At 27.2% G+C, this 22,425-nt stretch carries 17 protein-coding genes; all 17 read right to left on the reverse strand.

What is annotated here, in order from left to right:
* Position 1: 1 nt before the first annotated feature.
* The 17 genes from Fi14EGH31_RS13775 to Fi14EGH31_RS13855 all read right to left on the reverse strand — a co-directional run bounded on the left by Fi14EGH31_RS13775 (position 2) and on the right by Fi14EGH31_RS13855 (position 22,314).
* The gene (locus tag Fi14EGH31_RS13775; protein ID WP_022001917.1) at positions 2-2,185 is read right to left on the reverse strand and encodes a glycosyltransferase family 2 protein; all 2,184 of its coding nucleotides are present in this window, start codon (positions 2,183-2,185) and stop codon (positions 2-4) included.
* 12 nt (positions 2,186-2,197) lie between these two features.
* Entirely contained in the window at positions 2,198-2,971 is a 774-nt protein-coding gene (locus tag Fi14EGH31_RS13780) for an ABC transporter permease (RefSeq protein ID WP_022001916.1), read from the reverse strand.
* A 12-nt stretch (positions 2,972-2,983) separates the two neighbouring features.
* Complete coding sequence (locus Fi14EGH31_RS13785; RefSeq protein ID WP_117852108.1) at positions 2,984-4,117, reverse strand: ABC transporter ATP-binding protein; 1,134 nt, start codon at positions 4,115-4,117, stop codon at positions 2,984-2,986.
* A gap of 189 nt (positions 4,118-4,306) precedes the next feature.
* Complete coding sequence (locus Fi14EGH31_RS13790; protein WP_200764952.1) at positions 4,307-6,271, reverse strand: DUF6077 domain-containing protein; 1,965 nt, start codon at positions 6,269-6,271, stop codon at positions 4,307-4,309.
* A gap of 77 nt (positions 6,272-6,348) precedes the next feature.
* Complete coding sequence (locus tag Fi14EGH31_RS13795) at positions 6,349-6,690, reverse strand: DUF2304 domain-containing protein (RefSeq protein WP_117864627.1); 342 nt, start codon at positions 6,688-6,690, stop codon at positions 6,349-6,351.
* Positions 6,691-6,700: 10 nt separating this feature from the next.
* Positions 6,701-7,372: a glycosyltransferase family 2 protein gene (locus Fi14EGH31_RS13800; RefSeq protein ID WP_022001912.1), complete on the reverse strand. Its 672-nt coding sequence runs from the start codon at positions 7,370-7,372 to the stop codon at positions 6,701-6,703.
* Between the two features lie 116 nt (positions 7,373-7,488).
* On the reverse strand, positions 7,489-7,944 hold the full coding sequence (locus Fi14EGH31_RS13805; RefSeq protein WP_117864625.1) for a hypothetical protein: 456 nt from the start codon (positions 7,942-7,944) through the stop codon (positions 7,489-7,491).
* Positions 7,904-8,425 (reverse strand): hypothetical protein, encoded by a 522-nt coding sequence (locus Fi14EGH31_RS13810; protein WP_117864624.1) that lies wholly within the window; start codon positions 8,423-8,425, stop codon positions 7,904-7,906. Before Fi14EGH31_RS13810 ends, Fi14EGH31_RS13805 begins: the two co-directional genes overlap by 41 nt.
* A gap of 66 nt (positions 8,426-8,491) precedes the next feature.
* Entirely contained in the window at positions 8,492-9,091 is a 600-nt protein-coding gene (locus Fi14EGH31_RS13815; protein WP_117864622.1) for a hypothetical protein, read from the reverse strand.
* Between the two features lie 95 nt (positions 9,092-9,186).
* Positions 9,187-10,263, reverse strand: coding sequence for an acyltransferase (locus Fi14EGH31_RS13820; protein ID WP_117864620.1), 1,077 nt, complete (start codon positions 10,261-10,263; stop codon positions 9,187-9,189).
* A 59-nt stretch (positions 10,264-10,322) separates the two neighbouring features.
* Positions 10,323-12,428 (reverse strand): GH25 family lysozyme, encoded by a 2,106-nt coding sequence (locus Fi14EGH31_RS15650; RefSeq protein WP_117864618.1) that lies wholly within the window; start codon positions 12,426-12,428, stop codon positions 10,323-10,325.
* A gap of 28 nt (positions 12,429-12,456) precedes the next feature.
* The gene (locus Fi14EGH31_RS13830) at positions 12,457-14,991 is read right to left on the reverse strand and encodes a glucosaminidase domain-containing protein (protein WP_200764953.1); all 2,535 of its coding nucleotides are present in this window, start codon (positions 14,989-14,991) and stop codon (positions 12,457-12,459) included.
* Between the two features lie 191 nt (positions 14,992-15,182).
* Positions 15,183-16,724, reverse strand: coding sequence for a BCCT family transporter (locus tag Fi14EGH31_RS13835; RefSeq protein WP_200764954.1), 1,542 nt, complete (start codon positions 16,722-16,724; stop codon positions 15,183-15,185).
* Position 16,725: 1 nt separating this feature from the next.
* On the reverse strand, positions 16,726-17,439 hold the full coding sequence (locus Fi14EGH31_RS13840; protein ID WP_022001903.1) for an NTP transferase domain-containing protein: 714 nt from the start codon (positions 17,437-17,439) through the stop codon (positions 16,726-16,728).
* Positions 17,427-19,190 carry a phosphotransferase gene (locus tag Fi14EGH31_RS13845; RefSeq protein WP_022001902.1) on the reverse strand — a complete coding sequence of 588 codons (1,764 nt, stop codon included), beginning with the start codon at positions 19,188-19,190 and terminating at the stop codon, positions 17,427-17,429. The genes Fi14EGH31_RS13840 and Fi14EGH31_RS13845 overlap by 13 nt, the downstream gene beginning before the upstream one ends.
* An 80-nt stretch (positions 19,191-19,270) precedes the next feature.
* A complete protein-coding gene (locus Fi14EGH31_RS13850) occupies positions 19,271-21,148 on the reverse strand; it encodes a CHAP domain-containing protein (protein ID WP_118346819.1) in 1,878 nt (625 codons plus the stop codon).
* 242 nt (positions 21,149-21,390) lie between these two features.
* Positions 21,391-22,314 carry a glycosyltransferase gene (locus Fi14EGH31_RS13855; protein ID WP_118346817.1) on the reverse strand — a complete coding sequence of 308 codons (924 nt, stop codon included), beginning with the start codon at positions 22,312-22,314 and terminating at the stop codon, positions 21,391-21,393.
* Positions 22,315-22,425 lie beyond the last annotated feature (111 nt).

The following is a 22,425-nucleotide window of genomic DNA, read 5'->3' on the forward strand; positions in this document are numbered from 1 at the left end:
ATTATTCCTTATCTAAAACAAATGCTTTTTTCAAACTCAAATTAGGATTATAGAATCGATCATTATATAACATATAACCCCATTTATCTTTGATATAATCATGTTCTTGTACAAATCGGCGATATTTTGCACTACTTGTATCAACTGTATCATCACCTCTAGATTTTGATTCATGATGATAAAGTTCAACATGATTCAAGCATATATTGTAATATCCTTGTTTTAATAATTTTAAATTAAAATCCACATCATTAAATGCTACTTGTAAATCTTCTTCTAAACCATTAACTTCTAAATATTTTTCTTTTGATACCATTAAACAGGCAGCTGTCACTGCACTATAATTAAATGGAACTGATAATCTTCCATAAAAACCAACATCATCTCTTGGATTATCAATAAAACAATGTTGAGCAATTCCACCAATTCCTAAAATAATACCAGCATGTTGAACAGTATTATCAGGATATAATAACTTAGTTCCTACTGCACCAATATGAGGTTGCATAGCATAACCAACCATAATTTGTAACCAATGAGGTGTAATAATTTCTGTATCGTTATTTAATAATACGATATATTCACCTTTTGCTTCCTTAACAGCTTGATTATTAATTTTAGAATAATTAAATTCGTAATTTGCATCTATGACTCTAAAATTTGAGTATTTGTTTTGATATTTTTTAAATAAATTAAAAGTTTCTTTCTTTTCACTGTTATTATTCATTAAAATAACTTCATAATTTTTATATGTCGTTTTTTCAAATAATGATTTTAAACATTGCTCTGTAACATCTGCATAATCTTTAGTTGGAATAATAATAGAAACCATTGGTTCTGTTTCATATTCATATCTCACTAGATAGTAAGGAACTCTTGGGTGTACTGTTACTTTTGCTTTAACACCCCTACGTTTTAAAGCATCTTCTACAGCCATTCTACCTTTTTCTACAGCATATCCTTTACTATCAATTGTGGCAGCCGTTGACCCTTCAATCATACGCCAATGATATAAAATCTTTGGAATATGATATACACGTTCAGGAGTTGTTTTTTCTAAAAATCTTAAGAAAATATCATAGTCTTGTGCCCCTTCATAGCCTACTCTAAAACCACCGATTTCATCAACAATTGATTTTCTCATGATTTCAAAGTGACAAATATAGTTACTTCCAAGTAATGAATCAGGTGCATAATCTGATTTAAAATGAGGATCTCTTCTTAATCCTTTCATATCCATTTTATCTTCATCTGTATAAATAAAATCTAATTCTTTATTTTTATTTAAGACAGCCACACATTCAGCTAAAGCATTTCTAGCAAGTAAATCATCATTATCCATTAAACCAATAAATTCACCACTAGCAATATTTAAAGCATCGTTTGTTGCTTTAGAAATATGTCCATTTTCTTTACGATGATGTACTTTGATTCTAGAATCTTTCTTTTCATATTCATTTAAAGTATCAATTGTTTCTTGTAAAGTTGAACAATCATTAGATAAACATATTTCAAAGTTTTGATATGTTTGATTTAAAATAGAATCTAAACATTCTGCTAAGTATTTTCTTTCCACATTATAAACTGGTATACAAATTGAAATAAGTGGATTGTAAGCAAATTGAGGATGTTCTTCAAATGGTTTTTCATTTTTTTCTAACCATAAAAGATATTCTTTTTGATTTAAGAAATTATAAACATCTAAAAATTTATTTTTTGTTTTCTTATTTTCTTTAATACGTCTTTTACTTTGTTTTAATCTATTTGGTGTTAAAACAAAATGATATTCCTTAGCTATATATTTAACTTCTTTACCAATAGCATAAGTATTTACTTTTACCTTATTATTTGTTTCTTTTGTTTTTCTAACTGTTTTTTGTAAAAGTGTTCTAATCTTTGACTTAATTCTTTTCATTAAAGTGTTCTTTCTTACACAAACAAGTTCCTTTTGATCATCATGTATTAAATAAACTTTAACTTTAGAATCATCTTTACTCAATGATAATGTTAATTCATAATTGTCACTTGCTAGATCTGGTAAAAAACGTGCTTCTCTTTTTTTACCATCAACAGTTACTTCAAAAGAATAATCTTTTAAAGAACAATTTCCATACATAATAAATGTAGGATTAACAAGACCATGAACCTGTGCATCTCTCACGTTTATATAATCTAATGTTTTCATGTAGATCACCCCTTAAATTTCTTCAGCGAATCCTTTTTCTAATTTTCTAAAGATAAACATTCCTAATACAAAACAAATAATAGCCATTACAACCATATAAAGCACACTAGACATTGCTGGTAACGTATGATACATAAAGAAATCACGGTAGGCACTTACAATATGTGTAAAAGGATTTAAATAAAGTACCCAACGGATAGCTTCTGGAAACAATTCTGCCGGATATAAAATAGGTGTTCCATAAAATAACATATTAATAACAAATTGAATAATATATTCTGTATCTTGAATATAAACATTGATTGCACTTAAACCAAGAACCATTCCTGCTGTAATTACAAATTGAATCAACGCAATAAATGGTACTAATAAAATATGCCAACTTAATCCAAGCCCTCCAAAAACACAGAAAAGAATAATAATCAAACAAGCGATAAAAAAGTTAACAAGTCCACTTAATGTGGCTGATATTGGTAAAATTTCTCTAGGAAAATATACTTTTTTAATAACACCTGCATTATTTTTAATACTTCCCATTCCAAGTCCCATAACTGTCGTAAAGAAGTTCCATGGAATAACCCCACAAATTAAATATTGAAGATAATTATCTGTTTTGATTCTCATGATATAAGGAAATACAATGGCATAAACGGCAACCATTAATAATGGATTTAAGAATGACCATAATACTCCTAAAAATGAACCTTTATATTTACCTCTAATATCTTTTTTTACATTTGTTTTTAATAATTCACGATAGTCATATAAGTTTTTAAATAATTTCATTTTCTTTTTCTCCTATATGATATTAATCTTTAAATCTTTTTCAGATATAACTTTATCTTTTTCATCTAATAATTGAACAAGAATAGAATGTTCTCCTAATTCCATTTGACTTACATCTACAAAATAATCAAATCCACATTCATCATCATTTGTTCCATAACCACCATATTTTTCTTGATAAGCCATTAAAACATCACTTCTATTTATTTTTCTCATTTCAGTAACCTCTTGATCATCAAAAGTTACTTTTAAACGATCATTTAAACAATCACTCAATGACCATCCAGAAATTGTAAATTGAGCTGTATCTTTTTTAACTTCAGCAAATGATTGAGGAATATCAACAACAACAATCCCATGATAAGTATCTAATGGTTTTTGATATTTTTTCTTAGCTTCTTCTTTATGATCTAATTTAACTTGTTTTAAATATTCATCAATAACATAAGTTGGATCACCATCTAATTTAAATTCACCTTTATAGATCCAAACAGCACGTGTACATAAATCTTTAACTGTATCTAAACTATGTGAAACAATAACAATTGTTTTATCACTATCTCTTAATTCTTTTAATTTATCAAAACATTTATCTTGGAAATGTTGATCTCCAACTGCTAAAATTTCATCAATTAATAAAATTTCTGCATCTACATTAATAGCAATTGAAAAAGCAAGTCTCATATACATCCCAGAAGAATAAGTTCTAACTGGATTATCAATAAATTCTCCAAGTTCAGAGAATTCAATAATATCATCTACTCTTTTTTCAATTTCTGCTTTTGTTAAACCAAAAACAGCAGCATTAAAATAAATATTTTCTCTTCCTGTAAAATCTTGATGGAAACCTGCACCCAATTCAAGTAACGAAGTCAACTTACCATGTGTTTCAATTGTCCCTTCATTAGGATAAATAATCTTAGTCATCAACTTCAATAAAGTTGATTTACCACTCCCATTTGTTCCAATCAAACAAACAGTTTCACCTTTTTTAATATCTAAATTTATATTCTTCAATACCGTATGAACTTCTCTATTGCTTTTTCCAAAAGATAACAATCTTTCTTTTAAAGTATGAGCCTTGTCATATTCAACTTTAAAATACTTTGTCATATTTCTTACTTCAATAGCATTTTCTTTATTCATAAGACCTCCGCTAAATCTTTTATTTTTTCTCTTATATTCTTAATAATTTCGTTATTAAACCTTATAAATATATACCACATACATACCTATTTGTCCAACACTTCATATTTCACACTGTATATTCTACCATATCTTTGCTTTATATTTTAGAATTTTAAAATAAAAATAGAAGCTAAATAAATATAGCTTCTATAATCTAATAACATAACACTCATTATTTGTATATTCTAATTGATAGCCATGACTCATAAACTCATCAGCTTGTTTTTTAGAAAATGTTAAGAAATATGATTCTCTATAATAATCAAATGCAAACTTCGTTTGATCAAAAGATGCTTTTTCACTCCAATAATCATAAATAGCATGATAAAATTGCACTTCATCTTCATAAAGAGAACCTTCTTTTACAATTTGAATTCGATTACTTGACATATAGAATCCTTGATGATAAGTCACTTTTCCATGATAAGTAAATCCTGGAGGAGCCAATAATGTATAATTTCCATAAGGCAAACTATCAAAATGTTCTCCTACATCATTAAATATATCAAGCATCATATTATCGTATTTAAATATTTGTGTAAAATCATAACCATATTGATTAATTCCACAACCTAAAAATGTATACGATTTAATTTGATTATAATTTTGATAAACAAATATGAGAGATGAAGCAATCGCTAATGTTGCTACTGAAACAGATATTGTTTTTAAAGAAATAATATCAAGTATTTTAGCAATAGATAACCCTATCAAGAAAACAACCATAAATTGAATTGCTGAATAAAATCTCAATATAACAAAGAAATAATTAAACGATGATAGACATAGTAGTTCATTGAACTTATTCTTAGCTACAATAATAATAAGCATTAATGTAATAATGGCCAGATATTTTCCATATTTTGAATTAACCACCAAAGCTAAAGCAATAGCTACAATACATGTACTATATTGCATAATTGTATCAGTAGAAACATAATATCCATAAAATGGCGATAATTGATTACTAAAAGATTCAAAATCTGCTAAAGATAATAAAGGAGTATGATCCAATTTATTTGTTAAAATCAATAATACTAAAACAAATAAGAAACAGCATAAATTAATAATGATCCATTTAGTATTTTTTTTCTTTATTGAAATACATGTATTATAAGCAAATTTAAGTATAAATAAAGCAAAGAACATAACAATTAAAACAGGTAAAAAGACTGTCGAAAAGGACATCATTGAACAACTCGTGATACCAGCAAAAATAATATTTTTAATTGTCATTTTATTTTCAATCAAAGGTATACAAACAATACACATGATAGGTACAGAAAGTACTCTTACTACTGAACCACCATACCATATGGCATTTTGAAATTGCCATAAGTCAAATGATCTTATTGTTAAAAAAGAACCATTATTTTCCATCAAATATCCATGGCCTATTAAAAATAAAAAGAATGAAATAAGTGCATATTGTGCTTTTCTTTTAGTAACAAAACTAGCTAATTGTTTAATTGCTAATGCAAACATTGTATAGTTATGAATAACCATGAAAACTTTGCAAAAATAAACAGGATTAATATGAAAAATACTTGCGAGAGCACCATAAGTAATCTCATATGTATTCACCATTCGTGCATAATCTACAGATGTTGTAAGCCATCCTGTATAAAAGCTTTCATTCATTAAAGATGGTGTTCCTATAGAATTAACTACTTTCGCTATATAATAAGCATCATCGTAATCAAACTCATATAAAGCCATTACATTTGATACTGAAAATAAAGTGAATAAAAAAACAAAAATATAAATAACCCAATTATTTTTTACATGATCTATTATGTTTTCCTTTTTTAAGATACTTTTAAATTCATTTACAAAGGTAGAAATATTTTTATATTTTCTCCATAATAAAAATACAAAAAAAGAAAAGAAAAGAACACAAAATAAAATAAAATAAACATTCCAACTCAATTGAAATAATTGACATGGAAAACCTATGATAAAAGAAATAAAAAATACAGATATAAATCCATATATAACATATGCAGTTGAATTTTTTATTTTTATAGCAAAACAATCAGCTACAAACTCTCCTATTAACCAATAAAAATAAAAAATAAAAATTAAAAATATAAAGGTTAAAAGATGATTCATATATTTCCTCCCTTATTATTAAACTTAAACAATTAAATACATTACGATTAAATCGTAATGTATTTAATAAATATTATTTATTTTAAATCATTTTTCTTTTTCAAAATAGCAACTTCTTGAATTAAGTTTTTTTGCTTTTCTTCTAGCATAGATACTTTATTAAATAAAACATATACTAAAATAATAAGCATAAAAATAATAGCTGCAAAAACTATATTTGCTGTTGAAATGACACCTATAAGTCTAGCTGCAAAAAAAGCTATTTGTGGAAAAACACTTAAAATAATTAATGCTATCGAACAAAGAATCCATGCTAAAGCATAATCAGTTCTTAATTTACCTTTTTTAACATTCTTTACTAAAATAATAAAGAATAAAACAGTAAATATAATTAATAATATTTGTAATGTTAAACTCATACGTTACCTCCTAATTAAAGAATATAATTGTTATTAATACTTTTAACATATATTGAATAGAACTTCCTATCCCTGTATAAATACTTGTACCAGCAAGTCTATCTTCCATTTTCACTTGTACTTCTTTTGCTTTATAACCTTTTTTTATTTGAAATGCAAGTGTATCAGGTTCTGGTTTTCTATTTAATTCAAAAGCATAATCTTTAATTAATTCTTTATTAATGATTCTCATTCCACTTGTGGGATCATTAATAGTGGCACCTGTTGTTAGTTTAATCATTGCAGTAATAATTCTACTACCTAACATTCTCATACTAAAATGCTTCTTTTCATCCACAAATCTTGATCCAATAACAATATCATATCCATTTTCTATTTCTTTTACTAAACTAGGTATATATTCTGGTAAATGTTGCCCATCACCATCAAATTGGATAGCTGCGTCATAATTATTATAATAAGCATATTTATAACCTGTTTGTACTGCACCTGTTAATCCTAAGTTAACAGGTAAATCAATATGATTAATATTATTGTCATCTAAAATTTTTCCAGTGCTATCTTTAGAACAATCGTTGATTACAACATAATCGCAATCAATATCAGCATTTTCAAGATTTCTAACAACTCTTAAAATGCTTTCTTCTTCATTATATGCTGGAATTATAACTAAAGTTTTCATACTTTCCCTCTTTCTCTAATACTATTCTTATTGATTATACCAATAAAATTATATATTTCAAACAAAATATACACAAAAACGGGATGTATTCATCCCATTTTTGTACATAATTTTAATTATCCAAGACAGACACCATTAGCATCAAAGCGATAAACTACTTTATTGATTTTATAATCTCCTGTGACCATCTTTCCATTAGCGTCTACATAATACCAGTTATTTCCTGATCCTACCCATTGAGCTATAATTGCTCCAGATGATACTGCATAGTAATCTTCTCCATCAATTTTGAACCAACCTGTTTGCATAACTCCATTGGCATCAAAATAGTATTTAGTATTTTCTACTGTATAGTATCCTGTTACTTTTTGGTTATTATCATAGTAATACCATTTTTTGCCTGATTGTACCCATCCTGATTTTTCAGTAGTTCCAGTAGTTAATTCACCACTTTCATTAAATGTATAATCTTTTCCATTAATGTTTACAGTTCCTGTAACCATTTTTCCTTCTTTATCAAAGTAATATTTTTTACCATTTAATGTTAACCAACCAGTTGTTTTTTTGACCATCTTTATCTAGATAATACCAAGAATCATTTTCTTCTAACCATCCAGTTGTCATCTTACCATCAGCTTCATTCAAGTTTTTATCATAGTAATACCATTTTCCTCTAAGTTGAATCCAAGTATTAGCTACTGCTTTTTTCTTTTCAACAACAACACCTTCGCTATTATATGCAATGACATAAGTTACTATCTTATCATTTTCATCTCTATATGATGAAACAATAGATATTCCATTAGAAGATTTTATTAATCTACCATTTTCAAAATAATATTCTTTTCCATTAACAGTATAAATACCATCTACAAAATTCATTTCACTTGAAACATAGTACCAATCATTTCCAATTTCATTCCATCCAGCTACTCTCTTAACCTTATCTACAATTTCACCTTTATTATTATAAGCATAAAGATAATCATTTCGATAATCAGTTAATATTTCATCACTGTCACTTGTTTGAAGCATACCATAAATAAAATACAAAGATTTTCCATCTACAGTATATTCCCCATCATATGGATAATAATAACCTGCATCATTTAAATAATATTAATAACAATTGCCATTTAAATAAATCAATTCATTATCTTTAAATTTAGTTTTTTCAATAACTTTTCCATCTCTTACATAAGCAAGTGTATCTCCTGATGTAACAACTTCATCCAAATATTCAGCTAATTGTCCATAATTAAAATAATATTTAACACCATTAATTGTTTTAACTCCTATATAAGGATTCATATCAGCATCATAGTAATACCATTTATCCCCATAATGTGTCCAATCTCCAACAACAATAGCTGCATAATTCGTTACAATACCACTTTTATTAACAGTGACAATCAACCCATTATCTGTAATTGTATCTTCATCATACCAAGAAGAATATGCCATATGACCATCATAGCTATAAAAATAATACGTATTCCCATCAATTTCTTGAAGCCCTTTAAGTAATTCACCATTATCATCATAATAATATTTGTATCCATACTCTTCATACCAGCCACGTCTTTCACTACTTAAAGTGACAGGTGTATTAGAATCATTTTTCACATTAGTTTCTAATGCACTAACCATCGTAGTTGGTAATGTTGTTGCTGCAACAAAAGCTGATGCTACAGAAATCTTTTTAAAATTTCTACTCACCCAATAAATATTTCATAGACTTATTAAAATGCAATACCCCTTATTTAAAACCAAACGACATTTTTTTATTCTAAAAAGCAAAAGAGGTAACTGTGTTACCCCTTTTCAACTGAAATATTGATTTTATTAATGTAAGGTTCAATAAGTTTAAAGAACCAATGTGAACATAAATGATATATCTTATAAACAATGTATGAAATAAGATAAATAATTAATGCTGATCCTAATTGATGTACAATTAAAACCAAAATACCTCTATTAACAAATTGTTCAATTCTAATATGTCTTAATAAGAATTCATGAAATAAAAAACATGTAAAAGCAGCTTTAGCTAATTCATTGATTATTTTACTTTCAAAATGAATATCCATAAAGAATAAAAGAATATAAGCAGACATTAAGATAATAATTGGATTATTATAATACCATGTTGCTGTATATTGTAAATGTAAAACATGTTCCATCATTGAAAAAGCATATAAAAATGCTAAACATCTTATAATCCACATACCTGCTTTTTTCTTAGATAATGTTATTTTATTTACACGAAGATATGCTCCTACAAAATATACCAAAACAAAGTTAATAATTGTATAACCATATTGACTTCCATACATTCCAATAGTACTTAATCCTAAATATGTATTTCCTGTTATATTTTCAGCAACATCTATAACAATTGTCCAAACTGAAAAAATAAGCATGAGTATAATTAATAAGCGTTTATATTGTTCTTTATTAAGTTGTTTAATAATTAAATTAAGATATGGACTAATAATATATAATACAGAATAAAGTATTAAAAAGTAATTAGCGGGTAATAAACTACTAATCAATGAACTTACTGTAAATACTTTATGACCTCTTAATACTCCAAAAACATAAAAAACTAAATTAAATACGATAACTTGTACAAATAATTCTAGTATCTTAATTAATTTTCTATTTTGATTACAAGCTAGAAAATACGCTGAAATCATTACAAAAACATTAACTGCACAAACAAATAAACTTTCTATTAAATATAAATAATATTGATTAGGACTGCCATCTAAAACCATTCCTAATGCACCACCCATACTTGCATTATTATAATGTAAAATAACGACACCAATCATTGAAATAATTCTTAATAATTCAATAGACGAATTTCTTTTCGTTTTCTCTTTCATATATATTCCCTTCCAAACAAAAACCGATTTTTACTCAAAACAATGAGTAAGATCGGTTTTTAATTCATTTTATTCATCCAAAGACCTTGGTTATCAAAATAATTGACCTTTCCATCAATTATATAATCTCCAGTAACCATCTTTCCATCAGTATCTACATAATACCAGTTTCTTCCTGATTTGACCCATTGTGCTTGGATAGTTCCTGATGAAGCTGCATAATAGTCTTCACCATTGATCTTAAACCAATCTTTTTGCATTAATCCACTACTTGCAAAATAATACTTCGCACCATTAATTGTTTGATAACCAGTAACCATTTTTCCATCAACATCTACATAATACCAATTACTTAATGATTTGACCCATTGTGCTTGAATAGCTCCAGATGAAGCTGCATAATAATCTTCACCATTGATTTTAAACCATCTTGTTTTCATCAATCCACTTTCATCAAAATAATAAGTACTATTTCCTACTTTATAATATCCAGTAACCATATAATCATCATTTGCTATATAGTACCATCTATTTCCTAATGGTAACCATCCTGTTACCTTTTCACCATCTACAAATGTTTTTCCATAGATTTTTAATGTTCCTTGACTATAATATTTCCATTGATTTCCTACTTGCATCCATCCTGTGTGCATAATACCATCTTCATTGAAATAATATTGTCTTCCATTAATAACTTGATCTCCTGTAAGAATCAATCCTTCATCATTTACATAATACCAATTACTTAATGATTTGACCCATTGTGCTCTTAATTCACCATCAGGAGAAATATAATACCAAGTACCATCTACTTTAAACCATCCAGTTTTCATAGAACCATCTTCCATAAAAAGATATTTTCTATTTCCAACTTTATAAATACCAGTAACCATATAACCATCTTCAGCTATATAATACCATTTATCATTTATTGGTAACCAACCTGTTACCTTTTCACCTTCTACAAACGTTCTTCCATAGATTGACATTTTCTTAGGACTATAATATTTCCATTTATCATTTTCCTTATGCCATCCTCTGACCATTACACCTTCACTCGTAAAATAGTATTCTTTATTGTTTATAGTTTGTGCACCAGTAACCATATCACCATTACTTGTTAAATAATACCATTCACCATTTAAACTGATCCAACCAGTGGCCATAATTCCATTAGTATTAAAATAATACCATTTTCCATTAATCTTTTCCCAACCGATTTGTAGAATATTTTTACTACTTCCATAATACCAATGATCATAGTAATATTTCCATCCTACATAATCATATTTAGGAACACCTTGATCATACCAAACACTCATATCTACATAACCACTAATACCATCAACAAATGCTCCATTGCTATATTGCCATCCTTTAGGACCTCTATACCAATTATTACTAAATCCTAATGATGATGTATAAGCAGCTACCCAATCTACATGTTGATAAATAGTTGGACTATTTAATTTTGTTTGTAAAAGTGAACGATAGCTATAAACCTTCGTATTATAATTACTATTTGCTAATTTATTAACAAATGCATCAACAACTAATTCATTCGTTGTTGTTGATAATTCAGGTCTTTCCATATCTAAATAAACAGGATATGAAAGTTCTGAAGGTGAAATTTTATATTTTGATAAATAATTTAAAATCATTGTTGCTTCATTATCAGCATCTGTTACATTATTTGAATAATCATAAATATAGATTCCAAAAGGAATATTATATTTTCTACAACCATTTAAATTATTTTCAAATTGTTCATCAATATGATAATATCCACCCTTATGAGAAACAATTCTAATAATAACACCATCTACATCTGTTTTACTTACTTTACTCCAATCAATATGACCATTGTATTGTGAAACATCAATAACCTTTTTAACATTTTCACCAATAACGCGACCATCATTATCACAAAAACATTTTTTATTTCCTTGATAAAACCAACCATTTTGAATCATAGTTCGTAAACTATAAGAATTTTCTTCCTTTGCATCTTCTATTTTATTTTCATCTTGATCAATATGACTACTTTGTCCCATAATTGCATCATCATAACTTCCATCTAATGCATTTACAGAACTATTTTGAAAATAACTCAATGCAAAAGCCATTCCAAAAGCCAAAAACAAATAACCAAAAAACTTTTTCAAAATCTTTCCTCCCCCCCTAAAAATATTATTACTGCATAACACCACTGCTATTAAAATAATATGTCTTATTTCCAACTTTATAATAACCAGTTACCATCGAACCATCACTTTTTAAATAATACCACTTATTCTCTAATTGAAGCCATCCAGTAACCATATAACCTTCATAATAAGTTTTCCCATATATTTCCATAACACCTGTACTTAAATAGTACCACTTACCATTAATTCTTTGCCAACCTGTTAACATTTGATATTGGCTATTAAAATAAAACCATGTATTCCCTAGTTTCTTCCAGCCACTTTGTCCATAGCCTGAATCATCAAAATAGTACCATTTATTGCTGACTTTTTGCCAACCTGTTTGCATTTTACCACTATCATTAAAATAAAACAAATTGTTTCCTACTTTTTGTAATCCTGTAAGTCTTTTACCTGTATTATCAAAATAATACCAATCACTACCTAAAGTTAACCAACCAGTAACCATATAGCCTTCATAATACGTTTTTCCATAGATTTTCATAACACCTGTACTAAAGAAATAAGTATTTCCAGAGATTTCTTGAAATCCTGTCGCCATTTGATAACTATCTAAAAAATAATACGTATTTCCTGCAATCATTTGCCAACCTTTTTGTCCATACCCAGCATTATCAAAATAATACCATTTATTATTGATTCCTTGCCAACCTGTTTGCATCTTTCCACTTGCATTAAAATAATAGAAATTATTTCCTACAGTTTGTAATCCTGTTACCATTGATCCATCACTATTTAAATAATACCAATCATTACCTAGTGGCAACCATCCTGTAATCATATACCCTTCATAATACGTTTTTCCATAGATTTTCATAACACCAGTACTTAAATAATACCATTTACCATTTATTTCTTGCCAACCGGTTTGCATTTGATAGCTACTATTAAAATAAAACCAATTATTTCCTATTAATTTCCAATTTTTTTGACCATAACCCAATTCATCAAAGTAGTACCATTTATTATTAACTTCTTGCCAACCCGTTTGCATTTGTCCACTTGTATTAAAATAATAGAGATTATTTTCTATAGTTTGTAAACCAGTTGCTTTTGAACCATTTGAAAAATAATAATACCAATAATTATTTTCTTTTTTCCATCCTTGTGTATGAGAAATATTATTTAATAAAGTAACATATCGATTACTTACATATCCTGTATTATTAAAGCTATAAGTTCCATCACTACTAGCAACTTCACTTTGTATCTTATAAAAACCATTAGTTGTAGAGGCATCTTTTATAATAAATGAATAAGCTGGATTTTTTATCGTTGTATATAAAACACTAGAACTTGTATTTGAACTACTTCTTACATTAAGGGCAGTATGTGTTGTTAAATAAATATCTTTGATTCCTAAAGTATAATAATCATTATCTTTAGAAGAGATACTAGCATCCATATTTTTAGCAATGCTTGCACACTTTTCTCCTTCATAGGGATCTGAAGAATATTTTCCAAATATTCCACTTCCCTTGTCTCCAAAATAACCTCCTCTAAATAAAGAAGTATATGTAGGATTTAAATATCTTTTAGACATCCAACTCGATGTAAAATTCATAATACAATCATCTACTGTACTAAAGGTATCTGCATTTCCACCTGGATTATTATCTGTAGCATTTAATCCAAATAAGTTATTTTTATTTAATGCAATATTGCTTTTTCCCCATCCAGATTCTAAGGCAGCAAAACTTGCTGCCATTAAAGCATTGACCCCATATTTATTTTGATACTTAATAAAAATATCACCTGTATTATATAATTTAGAAGTACTTCCTGCTTTATTATTTAAATAATTTGATATTTGTGAACCAGTATAAGTTGTTTGACTTCTCATTGGTAAGTATTGAAAATAACTATAATAAGGATTATTAGGATTAACAGCATTATTTCTAACATTATTTTTATAATCTGTAATCATTGTATTATAGTTATCATAAAAATAATGTCCATCATAGCTATAATACTCTTTATTCTTTGTTAAATAACTAGGCCCTGTCCCTATATAATTCTTATTTCCTTGATTTCCTGTCGCATTAACATTATTAGAAATATAATGATACAAATCACCTGATGAATTAACTTCATAGTTACTTGCATAATAAGTCCCTTGGCTAAGAACTTCAACATATTGAGGATCTACTAAACCAACAACTCCTGAAATCATAAACTTCACTTTTCCATTTTCATACCCTAAAAAAGCTGCATCCGCTGCACTTGATTTAGATAAATATCCCTCTTGTCCTGTATAATAATCTGTAAAATTTGTCGTTGTCTTTGCTTTAGAACAATTAAAATTAACCATATTCGCTGTAGAAACTGTTCGTGCATAAGGGTTATACTCTTCATTCGTTGTTCCATCATAAACATCTACAGTATTAATATTTCCATCTTTATCTACAAACTTTGTTTGTCCAATAACGTCATTTGTTTCTTCATATGCTTTTATATTAGAGATATTAAAAATCATTCCCAATAATATAACAAGAAACAAACTTATGTACTTTTTTTTCATTTCCAACCTCCTACAATATTTTAAATCTATAGAATATTTTAACTTACTAATCCTATTTGCTTTTAATAATGTGATAATATCACATAAAATAATATACTTACAAATATCAACTAAAATAATCATCTTCGTAAATACTATTTTTTATTATAATGATATACATTTTCAATTCAACAAAAAGGATATAGAATTTTCTATTCTATATCCCTGTTATTTTCTTTCTTTTCTTGTAAATATTTATTTGCATCTTTAAAGAAACTAATTACAATCAACAGTATAATAAATCCTATTGGAAAAGCAGCGATAATAGCCACTGACTGTAAACTATACATTGAATTTTCAGCAAAAATCAACGCTATTGGAAATAAGATAAAGATAATTGCCCAGAAAACTCTAATCTTTTTATCTGGTTCTTCATCTACATCTAATTTTTTATAGGAATAAGATGAAACAACCATAGTTAAAGCATCAAATGTTGTTGAATAAAAAGCAATCATAGTAATAACTAATAATAATAAACCTAGACTTGCTAGTGGTAGAGTATCAAATATCTTTAAAATAACTGCAGAATAATCTCCACTTTTAGCAATCATTCCCGAAATATCAATTCCATGTTTCATTTGTTGTGCCAAACCATAATTTCCAAGAATAATGAATGAAGTAAAAGTTCCTGCTAGACCCCATCCATATCCTCCTAGAATCGTATTTTTAATTGTTCTTCCCTTACTGATTTTTCCAATAAAGAAAGGGGTTGCAACACACCATACCATCCAATAGGCCCAATAATAAATCGTCCAATTTTGTGGAAATGATGTTTCTCTTAATGGATCCATCCAAGTAGATAATCCGATAAAATTTTGTACCATATTACCAATAGCTGAAAAACCAGTTTCTAAGATATATGTGGTTTCTCCCCCACCTATTAAAAAATAAATAAGTAAAGCAAAGAATAAATAGGAACAATATGTTGCTAGTTTAGAAATACCTTTCATTCCTGTAAGTACAGTAAATGTATAAACTGCTGCAATCAATAATAAAACAGCAATAGTAAGTCCTACACCATTAGGCAACCCAAATACTCTACTTAAAGCTGCTGATAATAATGGTGTTGCTAGTGAAAAGGTTGTTGCAGTTCCTGCAATAAGTGCAAATATAGCAATTAAATCAATAGTTTTACCTACAACTCCATCCACTTTATTTCCTAGTAATGGTCTACATCCTTCAGAAAATTTTTGTTTATTTCTTCCTCTTACATGTAACATAAAACCAAAAGCAACAGCTAAAATAATATAAAAACTCCAAGCAATTGGTCCCCAATGAAATAACGGAAATGTTGACGCCCATTTTTGTATTCCACCTAATTGATCAATATACTTTTCATTAGCATATAAAGCCCATTCACATAATGAATAAAATAAGATATCAGCTGCCATTGTTGATGTAAAAATCATCACTCCCCAGTTAAATGATGAATACTCTGGTTGATCTGTATTCTTACCTAACTTTATTTTTCCATATTTAGAAAATGCTATATATAATGAACAAACAAAAATTCCAACTCCTAATAACGCATAATAAATGCCACAGTCATTCCCTAAAAATCCTCTAATCATTTGAATGATATATGAAGATTTTGCTGGCATAAGCATAAATAAAACGCATAATAAGACAACCCCTAATAAAGGAATTATCATTGATACATAATCTAATCTTCCCTTTAATGATTTCTTTTCCATTTTATTTCCCCCAATTTAAATATGTTTCATCAATACTACACAATTCATCAAAACTATCTATTTCTAAAATATCTCCTTCATGCATTTCTTTAATAGATAATTGGTATTCATTTGGATAACAAAACAACGCTACATCATCCCAATAAATATCAGTATTCTTTTTCTCTTCAAATTCAATTTCTAAATGTTTCTTTAATTTCTTTCCATCTTCTTCATTCCATCTAGATACACTATATAATTGCCAACCATCTTGTCCACCAGTTCTTGAACAAGAAGTTACAAAACCATTTTCTAATTTTAACATCCATTCATTATGAATTTCTTGTTTGTAAATACAGTTATATCCTGAATATTTAAATTCTTTTGAAAGAATTTGTGTATTGTTAATAATTTGATCACCATCTAAAATAATGACATTTTTTAGATGATTTCTAGCAACATATAAAGAAGAAATATTGTTGCAAGTATCATAATAAGGATTATCTATTAGATGCAAATTCTCATATTTATCTTCTAAATAATTAAATTGTTCTTTTAAATAGCCTACAACAACATAGATTTCAAAGATCCCTTGTTGATGCAATTGATTGATAATTCCTTCAATCATAGGAATATCATGTATTTTAACTAATGGTTTAGGTATCGAATTTGTTATTGGTCTCATACGTGTTCCTTTACCTGCTGCCATTATAATTGCTCTTTCTACTTGACACATTTTTCTATATTCTCCATTTCTTCCATAACAATCTTGTAATAATCCTTAGCAAAACGATACTGTGCCAATGAATATTCTCCAAATTCAACACCTAGCGTATATTTATATTCACACCAGTTGCTCCATAAAAGACCACACATTGATATATAACAATAGATTTTTATTCTTGTTTGTTGATCACACTTATTTTCAAAATAGATATCAATTAAATGATCAATTTGTTTTCTATCATACATAGAATAAATACAAAACATTGCTATATCAAGATGTGCATCTTGCATTGCCGCATATTCCCAATCAATAAGTTTTATTCTCTCTTCATTATTTTCTCTATAGAATAAGAAATTATCACAATTTGCATCTATATGACATAATTTCCATTCTTTTGGTAATTGATCAATAATTTTCTTTAGAGATAAAACTTTTTCTTTCGTTTGTTTATAGTCTTTATATAAAGATTTTGGACCTCTTAGATTTTCATAAAATTCCATTTTTTCAAAAACATCAAATTCATGTTCTACCTTTAAATCCTGATTATGAAATTCTTTTAATAATTTCATACATTTAATTAAATCTTCATCATTATCTTGATTACATACACGTGTATCGTCTAAATATTTTGTAATCTTATATCCATTTTGTGGATTCATATAAATAACTTCATCACTGATATTTAAATCTTTTATTACTTGATAAACTTCATATTCTTCTTTTCGATTAATAAGTTGATCTGTTCCTTCCCCAGGAATTCTCATAATATATTTATCATGATTGATTTCAAATAAAAATGATCTATTTGTCATACCTTTTTTTAAGCTTTTAATATTTTTAATTTGTTCAACATTGATTTTAAAAACATCAGCAATCAATGATAATGTCTCATTATTTAAGTGTGCTGAATGATCATCTACATTTCTTAATTCTTCATACGTATTAATTTCATCTACATAGCTTGTATCAACAATTTTTCCATAAATAAACATTTTATTCTTTTGATACAACGTTTCTTCCCAAAAACAAGAATCATGCATTCCGTCATCTAAACATTCTAAACGTTCTTTTAAATATAAAGAATCATGTTGATTAATAAATGATAAACCAATCATTTTTAAACCATCATCCTTTACTTTAACAATTTCATTTTTAGTATTACATGTAACATTACTATGTTTACTTATTCTATTTTCAAGCATATACCATGATTGAATTTCATTATTTAAAAATGGATTTTCATAAAAATAAAGATCTCCTGGTATAATGTAAGTATTACTTATTTTATCTTTTACTAGATTTAAGCTATGTAAGTTGTTCTTTTCTTGATATTCTCTATTAACAACTAATTTTACATTATATTTATCAATTAAATAGTCAAATTCTTCTTTCATAAAACCAACAACAATTGTTATATCATTAATATGAGCTTCTATAAGCTGTCTTATGAGACGTTCAATAAGTATTTCATCATTTATTTCTAACATTGCTTTAGGCACATTATTATTAATAGGAATCATTCTAATCCCTTGACCAGCAGCTAAAATAACTGCTGACTTATTTTTCTTTATTAAGTCTATTCCTAAATCTGTTAAAGAATTATCATCATTAATATATTCTAATTCTTTAAGATTCTTTATTGTTTCATTTGTTTTACCTAAAGAACAATTCAATCTTTTAGAAATAGCTCTTTGTGAAAGTGTATTTTCTTTATATAGTAACTTTATAAGTTCAAAATCTAAATATGTAAGAATGTTCATTTTTTTCTCCTTGTTAATTTATATGAACATCATACCACATATATTTAATAAGTAAAGAAAAAAAGAAGTATTTCTACTTCTTATGATAAAAACTTAGGTATAATAAACCCTCTAATATATTTACTGTTGACATTCATTGTTCTATATTCAACAGCATCATTTTTATTTCCTTCAATAACTTTAAATGTATTTCCGTTAACTTCTGTAACAATACCTACATGATCAGGCCATCCTGTATTATCACCATTTCCATTATCATCCCAATCATACATAATAATATCACCAATTTGAGGAACATAAGCATCATTTTCTTGCCAAATGCCCATAGATTGTGCCTTTTCTACTGCTTTACCACATGAACATTCAACTGGAATAAGATCCAATAAATTACATTCTCTAACAATTGCTGATACAAAAGTCATACACCATGAATCTGTATATTTAACTTTATAACCTCTTGGTAAAGGATCTAATTTATTATATGAATCTATAATTTTCTTAAATGATCCATCTTTTTCATTACATCCCAAATATCTTTTGGCTCTTTCTACAAACTCTTTTCTCGTACAATTTGAAATCCATGAATAATCATCTCTAAATATATATGTTTTACCATCAATAACTACATCATCTTTAACAGCAGCACCATCTTCATTAAAATAATACCATTTCCATTCAATTTGTGCCCAACCAGTAACCATGACACCACTCTTATTTAAATAATACCATTTATTACCTGATTTTAACCATCCTGTTTGCATATCACCATAAGCATTTAAATAGAACCATTGATTATTAATCAATTGCCAACCCGTTTGCATAATTCCTTGATCATTAAAATAATACCATTTGTTAGTGATCTTATTCCATCCTTTAACAAGAACCACATTAGAATCAAGATAATAATATTGATTATCTCTATAATACCAACCTAATTGCAAATCTCCATTAGAATTAAAATAGTAATATTGATCATTGATATAATAATCACCTACAACCATTTTTCCATCTTGATTCAAATAATACCATGATCCTTTATGTAGCCATCCTTTTTGAATATAACCATTATTATCCGCATAATAATATGTTCCATCTGCTTGGATCCATCCTGTTTTCATAGCACCTGATTGATCAAAATAATATTGTTGATTTCCTACAGAAGCTAATCCTATCACCATTTTTCCATCTTGATCCAAATAATACCATGATCCTTTATGTAGCCATCCTTTTTGAATATAACCATTATTATCCGCATAATAATATGTTCCATCTGCTTGGATCCATCCTGTTTTCATAGCTCCTGATTGATCAAAGTAACATTGTTCGTCCCCTACAGAAACCAATCCTGTAGCCATTTTTCCATCTTGGTCTAAATAATACCATGATCCTTTATGCAACCAACCTTTTTGAATATATCCACTATTATTTGCATAGTAATATGTTCCATCTGCTTGGATCCATCCTGTTTTCATAGCTCCTGATTGGTCAAAATAATATTGTTGATTTCCTACAGAAGCTAACCCTGTGACCATTTTTCCATCTTGGTCTAAATAATACCAAGACCCTTTATGCAACCAACCTTTTTGAATATATCCACTATTATTTGCATAATAGTATGTTCCATCTGCTTGGATCCATCCTGTTTGCATGGCCCCTGATTGATTAAAGTAATATTGTTGATTTCCTACAGAAGCTAACCCTGTCACCATTTTTCCATCTTGATCTAAATAGTACCAATAATCCGTATGTAACCATCCTGTTTTCTTTTCACCATGATCATAATAATACCATTGATTTTCTTTATTCGTCCAACCAGATTCCATTACAGTCGACTCATCATTTGTATTTAATGTATCTGTATCTTCTTCCGCATTAACATTTATAATCGAAAAACATACAAATAAAATATTAATAAACGCTATCGATAAAGCAATATTTAATAATTTACCTTTTTTCATACAATCCCCCCTCTTGTCTCACAATTGACATTATAACAAATACAAAAAAATAAACTAGTTATAATCTATCAAAAATAGAAAACCAGAAGTAGATATTCTCTGTCTTTGCCCCACATCATTTAATAACTAAAATATGAAAAACCCCTCGTTATTTTAAATTACCATTGTTCTTTTTCTATTTTTAGCTGTTTATTTTATTTTGTTACAGCCCCCCATTTTTTAATCAATATTCTACTAATATATTATGAGTTTAAATAAACCATTACAAATCTAAATATTTTATCAAGATAATATTTAGAAGTAAAAAGTAATGCAATACCATTTGCTATAAATTGAATATATTGTTTCTCTTCTAAGTTATTTAAGGCATTATTAAATCTCTCATTTCCTTTTAAATAATGCTTTGCATTTTTATCACTTAAGTTCTTCTTTACATACGACTTAGCTTCTTCTACTTCACTTACTTTTCCTTCACTATATTGTTTAGTAATGTATCTAGCAAATAAATATTGTTCAAATAAATTTGATCTTGATATACTATCCTTTGTCATTCTATATTTTAAAACACATTCATTCACATTAGAAATTTTAAATCCTTGAAGTATTGCTCTTAATGTAAAGTCATAGTCTTCACAAAGTGGCATATTTCTATAGCCATTTAACTTATCAAATACTTCTTTTTTACCAAACCATGTTGGATGAGAAATAACTTGATTATATTTAATACATTTTTTTATCTTTTTAAAATTAGTTGGAACTTTTTTTATTGAATAAATAGTATTTCCATCCTCATCGATCATTTGTGAAATTCCACCTATTAAATCAAAATCATTTTCTTCTAAATACTTCTTTTGATGTTCCATTCTATATAATTCAGAAATATCATCTGCATCCATTCTACAAATATATTTTCCTTCAGCAAGTTTAAGTCCTCTATTTAAAGTATTTGTTAGCCCCATATTTTTATCATTTATATAGAATTTAATACGTTCATCCTTACATACATAATCATTTATAAATGCTATATGTTCTTTATTATCTGGATTATCTAAAATAATAATAAATTCAAAATCATTATATGTTTGATTAATAATTGATTCTATGGACTGTTTTAAACATTCTATGCTTTCTTTATAAGTTGCCATAATAACACTTGTTTCTACCATTTAAATTTCTACTACTTTTTTACACAAATCTTTTTGTATAAAAATTTCCTTTCTATTAAATATATACATAATAAGTATATATTAAATTAACCTTTACAACAATAAATCATT

It is taken from the genome of Faecalibacillus intestinalis, assembly GCF_015097455.1.
GTDB lineage: Bacteria > Bacillota_I > Bacilli_A > Erysipelotrichales > Coprobacillaceae > Faecalibacillus > Faecalibacillus intestinalis.

Bases quoted from the DNA above. Each gene is read 5' to 3' on its own strand.
- Fi14EGH31_RS13845 (WP_022001902.1), bottom strand. From the start codon at position 19,190: ATGAACATTCTTACATATTTAGATTTTGAACTTATAAAGTTACTATAT.
- Fi14EGH31_RS13785 (WP_117852108.1), bottom strand. From the start codon at position 4,117: ATGAATAAAGAAAATGCTATTGAAGTAAGAAATATGACAAAGTATTTT.
- Fi14EGH31_RS13835 (WP_200764954.1), bottom strand. From the start codon at position 16,724: ATGGAAAAGAAATCATTAAAGGGAAGATTAGATTATGTATCAATGATA.
- Fi14EGH31_RS13780 (WP_022001916.1), bottom strand. From the start codon at position 2,971: ATGAAATTATTTAAAAACTTATATGACTATCGTGAATTATTAAAAACA.
- Fi14EGH31_RS13775 (WP_022001917.1), bottom strand. From the start codon at position 2,185: ATGAAAACATTAGATTATATAAACGTGAGAGATGCACAGGTTCATGGT.
- Fi14EGH31_RS13820 (WP_117864620.1), bottom strand. From the start codon at position 10,263: ATGAAAGAGAAAACGAAAAGAAATTCGTCTATTGAATTATTAAGAATT.
- Fi14EGH31_RS13850 (WP_118346819.1), bottom strand. From the start codon at position 21,148: ATGAAAAAAGGTAAATTATTAAATATTGCTTTATCGATAGCGTTTATT.
- Fi14EGH31_RS13830 (WP_200764953.1), bottom strand. From the start codon at position 14,991: ATGAAAAAAAAGTACATAAGTTTGTTTCTTGTTATATTATTGGGAATG.
- Fi14EGH31_RS13800 (WP_022001912.1), bottom strand. From the start codon at position 7,372: ATGAAAACTTTAGTTATAATTCCAGCATATAATGAAGAAGAAAGCATT.
- Fi14EGH31_RS13855 (WP_118346817.1), bottom strand. From the start codon at position 22,314: ATGGTAGAAACAAGTGTTATTATGGCAACTTATAAAGAAAGCATAGAA.
- Fi14EGH31_RS13795 (WP_117864627.1), bottom strand. From the start codon at position 6,690: ATGAGTTTAACATTACAAATATTATTAATTATATTTACTGTTTTATTC.
- Fi14EGH31_RS13805 (WP_117864625.1), bottom strand. From the start codon at position 7,944: ATGGTCAAAAAAACAACTGGTTGGTTAACATTAAATGGTAAAAAATAT.
- Fi14EGH31_RS13840 (WP_022001903.1), bottom strand. From the start codon at position 17,439: ATGTGTCAAGTAGAAAGAGCAATTATAATGGCAGCAGGTAAAGGAACA.
- Fi14EGH31_RS13790 (WP_200764952.1), bottom strand. From the start codon at position 6,271: ATGAATCATCTTTTAACCTTTATATTTTTAATTTTTATTTTTTATTTT.